The sequence below is a fragment of the Flavobacterium helocola genome (assembly GCF_038289885.1).
GTDB lineage: Bacteria > Bacteroidota > Bacteroidia > Flavobacteriales > Flavobacteriaceae > Flavobacterium > Flavobacterium cheniae.
The window spans coordinates 145344-149783 of the sequence record NZ_JBBYHT010000003.1; the positions used below are offsets into that span (position 1 = coordinate 145344).

The 4440-nt window shown below is 34.0% G+C and carries 3 protein-coding genes and 1 pseudogene; 3 read left to right on the forward strand and 1 reads right to left on the reverse strand.

Features of this window, described 5'->3' with window-relative positions:
- Positions 1 to 421 precede the first annotated feature (421 nt).
- The gene (locus tag AAEO58_RS07875; RefSeq protein WP_341682926.1) at positions 422 to 1054 is read right to left on the reverse strand and encodes a hypothetical protein; all 633 of its coding nucleotides are present in this window, start codon (positions 1052 to 1054) and stop codon (positions 422 to 424) included.
- Positions 1055 to 2101: 1047 nt separating this feature from the next.
- On the opposite strand from AAEO58_RS07875, the gene AAEO58_RS07880 reads away from it, so the two are divergent.
- The 3 genes and pseudogenes from AAEO58_RS07880 to AAEO58_RS07890 form a co-directional block, all read left to right on the forward strand.
- Positions 2102 to 2308, forward strand: a complete 207-nt coding sequence (locus tag AAEO58_RS07880) for a hypothetical protein (protein ID WP_341682927.1) — start codon at positions 2102 to 2104, stop codon at positions 2306 to 2308.
- 52 nt (positions 2309 to 2360) lie between these two features.
- Positions 2361 to 2912 carry a serine O-acetyltransferase gene (locus tag AAEO58_RS07885; RefSeq protein WP_341682928.1) on the forward strand — a complete coding sequence of 184 codons (552 nt, stop codon included), beginning with the start codon at positions 2361 to 2363 and terminating at the stop codon, positions 2910 to 2912.
- Positions 2913 to 3612: 700 nt separating this feature from the next.
- Positions 3613 to 4440: pseudogene (locus tag AAEO58_RS07890) on the forward strand (hypothetical protein); the annotation flags it as partial.

Here is a 4440-nt window from a genome sequence, read left to right on the forward strand (position 1 = left end):
CGTTATCCATTTAGACTTAAAAAAACTTATATGGCTTATATGGTTCAAAATTTTTGTTTGAGGTTTCAAGTTTGAAGTTGCCCTTGTTCTTGTTCTTGTTCTTGGCCTTGATTTTTTCCGAACGTAGATTGAAGAAATCTTAAAAATCTTATATGAACTTTTAAACGTTATCCATTTAGACTTAAAAAAACTTATATGGCTTATATGGTTCAAAATTTTTGTTTGAGGTTTCAAGTTTGAAGTTGCCCTTGTTCTTGTTCTTGTTCTTGGCCTTGATTTTTTCCGAACAAAGATTGAAGAAATTTCGAAATTATTTAAAACAACTTAGCGTGCTTAGTGCAAGCCTTTGTGTCCTTTGTGGTAAAAAAAAGAAAAAGCCCCAACAAATTGTTGAGGCTCTATAAATTAAAAGGATTAAACCTTAAACAATATCAATCAAGTTCAATACATTAAAAGCTCCATTTCGTAAAGGATATTGTACACCATTTACTTCCTGAAAAAATTCAATAAGCAATAAGTACAATTGTGTTCCTGCTCCTGTTGGTACTCCAGCCGGAGTTAGCGTTATAGTCGTCGAATTCATATCAAGTACCGTATTCACAATAGGACTATACTGGGTGTCAAACTCGCCCGTAACAAAATCCAAATTAATAAAAGCAGTACGAAACGACACGTGTGTGGCTCCTTCCGGAATCTGCAATTGATCTAACGGAACAAAATCTGCAATAGTTACAACTCCAGTTAGAGTGTCTAAATTGAAAGGTGCATGAAATACAGCTTGTAAGGCAGCACGGTTATTAAAATCAAAACCTTTTAATAATTGTTTGCCATTTAAAGTCAATAATCCTTCGCTGACTACTCGTTCACCTCTTGCAGAATTGCTATCCAATTGTCGAACTTTACTCAAAATACCCATCATGCGGCTACTCATACGAGGATCTTTCGCTCGATTGAGCATAGTGCCAATTGCATTACGTAATAATTTTCCCGATTGAGCTGTTGTGCCAAATTCGGCGATATTCTCTCTTGTTCTAATGTAGGCAGGATCATTCATAATTCTACCTTTTGAAACCCCACCCTTGGTGCGAACCAAGTGCCCATCTACACTTTTATAAAAAGTTAGACCATCTAGCGTTCCCGCTACTTTCAAAAATGACTGTTGCTTTGCCATAATTTTTAATTTTTAAATGATTTATAAAAAGTTTTGTAAATCAGGCGCCTTGATTTCGATTTCAAAACTATAACGACTTTTACAAACAAAAAAAAGTTAGGTTCCGTTTGCATTCAAATGTGCCGTTTTGTTCCATTTTATAACATTATAACCGCTAAAATTGGTAATCAAAATCTATCAAACCGAGTTTACTAGACTTTTCTTTCAGTTATAGCTAAATTTCTACGCTACCTACTTCTAAACTCCTTAGTGTTACTTAGTGTGAAAACTTTGCGAAACTTTGTGTTACAGCCTCCATTTGTCATCACTTAATCTATTGGTTTTCCATACATATCCCATACATATCCCATACATATCCCATACATATCCCGTACGTATCCCATATATCTTCAAATACAATGAAGTATAAATAAGTTCGATTTTTTTTCAGGAACAGGGAGATCGTCCAAGAAAAGTTTTCAACAGTAAAAATTATAAGATTTAGAGGCTTTTGTGGCAAATCCGCAAACCCCAAACTATACTCACTACCACAAATCACCACAAATTGCAACAGTAGTAATTGTAAGCAATTATCCAAATAAATTTATCAACACACCTAATATCGGCAGCGGGGTTAGAACAATTAAAAGTTCAAGTAAATTAGCAATTGAGAAGTAAAAATAAACTGTCCTATTTTTTAAAAGAGTAAGAAATTAAGTTTGCAAAATGAATTTTGTTTCATGTCACAACTTTAGAAAAAGTGGTGTATTTAATTTGTAAGAGTAAATTAAAATAGTGCAAAACAAACTGTCCTATTTTTTAAAAAAGGGTGATTTTACTTTTGTGCTATGAAATTTTAAATGGCTAAGTTTTCACGTTACACATTTTGACTGTAGCAAGTTTTTAATTTGAAATAAAAATAAAAAAGTATTAATTATAAAAAGAATAATTATGTTACGATTAATTATCACACCAAAGGACGTTGAGGTTATTTTAGGAGTTAGTTCTAGCTATGCGAGAAGAGTAGTAAGAATAATCAAAAGAAAAAATAACAAAGAAAAACATCAAAAGATAACGGTAAAAGAATTTTGTAGGTACATGGGGTTAGAGGTAAAAGAGGTGGTGTTGGAATTGAAAGAATTTTACAAAGGGAAATAACAATTGTATTCAGGTTAATTGTATATTTACTTTTTAAATCTTTTAAAAGGTAATGAATTTTTTACAGTTAATTTCATCCGATTACAAAAAATATAAAAAATATGGAGGTAACTTTATTACCATCTTATTTTTTACGCAAGGATTTTGGGCCAGTTTCCAATACCGAGTAGCGCATGCTGTTCACAAGATGCCGATTCCTATTTTAAAGCAATTGTTGCAATTATTGTGTTTGATTTGGCAAAAAATAATTGAAATACTCACTGGTATTTCAATTCCTGCTTCAGCTCAAATAGGACCTTCGTTCTATATAGGGCATTTTGGTGGAATAATTTTAAATGCAAAAACAACTATTGGAAATAATTGCAATATATCACAAGGCGTAACCATTGGGGTTTCAGGTCAAGGAGAAAATAGAGGGGTTCCAAAAATCGGAAATAATGTATATATTGGAGCGAATGTAGTAATCGCAGGAAATATTATAATAGAAGATAATGTGTTAATTGGAGCTTGTTCACTAGTTAATACTAATGTTAAAGCAAATAGCGTAATGTTAGGAGTGCCAGCTGTAAAGGTTTCAGAAAAAAGTTCTGAGGGATATGTTTAGATGGGGAGTCTTGGAGATTGGATGATGGGGAGATTGGGACGCGGGTGAAATGGGTCCGCCTAGGGGAAGCGCTGATAATTAAGGATTTTCTTATTTAAAATGTTTAAAGCAAAAGTTATTGGTAGGATTGTCCCCTTGAGGGGACTTTAGGGGTGTAGCGGTTGTTTTGAATTTTGAATATTGATTGCTTCGCCAGTTCGAGCAAAACTCTCGAGTAACGAATGTTGAATTTTGAAATTTTAGGAACACAGATTAAAGAAATTGTAATAATCTTAAAAATTGGTTTCACATGATTGTCACTTCGAGCGCAGTCGAGAACTATAGAAGGTTTTTTACTTCGTCAGTTCGCTAACGCTCGGGTCACTTAGGTTTTTTAAATTAGATTGTGTTGAATAGAGCTAAACAGAGTCAGAAGTGTCGGACGTTTCACTTATCTAGGTTTCGAGTTTCGGGTTCTTGGAACACAGATTAAAGAAATTGTAATAATCTTAAAAATTGGTTTCACATGATTGTCACTTCGAGCGCAGTCGAGAACTATAGAAGGTTTTTTACACAGAGCTACACCGAGATTTTTTGAAGTAGATTGTGTTGAACGAGACACTCCGAGTTCGAAGCTTTGCACGTTACACTTAAATAGAGTTTTGTTTAGAGTTTGAAGTTGATTTTTGAAATTGTAACTTGCACCAAAAAATAAATTATCTTGAAGCTTTTAGTCATATCCTCAGCACCAGTTGTAGAACTTGATGGTAAATTACATTTGTACGCTCCCTATGAAAAGGAAATGCAATTGTGGGCAAAACATGCCGATACGATACAATTTTGCTGTCCGATTTGGAAGCAGGATAGGAAACTCTTAATTGCACCTATCTCTTTTGAAGTGGAGAAAATTATTGAATTTCAAGAATTTGATATCACCTCATTTTCTAATAAATTGAAAGCAGTTCCTTTTGCTTTTGTGGCTTTGATAAAAATTTTTAAAGCAATGAAACAGGCCGACCATATTCATTTACGTTGTCCTGGGAACATTGCTTTATTAGCATGTTTGGTACAGATTTTATTTCCAAATAAACAAAAAACAGCTAAGTACGCTGGAAATTGGGATCCGAAAAGTAAACAACCTTGGAGCTACCGCCTTCAAAAATGGATTCTATCCAATACTTTTCTAACCCGAAATATGCAAGTCTTAGTATATGGGGAATGGGAAGGAAGTACAAAGAATATAAAGCCTTTCTTTACAGCTACTTATAGCGAAAGTGAAATTCAGAATTCAGAATTTAGAATTCAGAACAAATGGTCACTTCGAGCAGAGTCTGGAACTAATGAAGACAACTTCGACTTCGCTCAGTTTGACAAAGAAGATAACACCTCATTGTCACTTCGAGCAGAGTCTAGAACCAATGAAAACAACTCAGATTTTTCTCAGTTTGACAAAGAAGATAACACCTCATTGTCACTTCGAGCAGAGTCTGGAACTAATGAAGACAATTTCGACTTCGCTCAGTCTGACAAAGAAGATAACACCTCATTG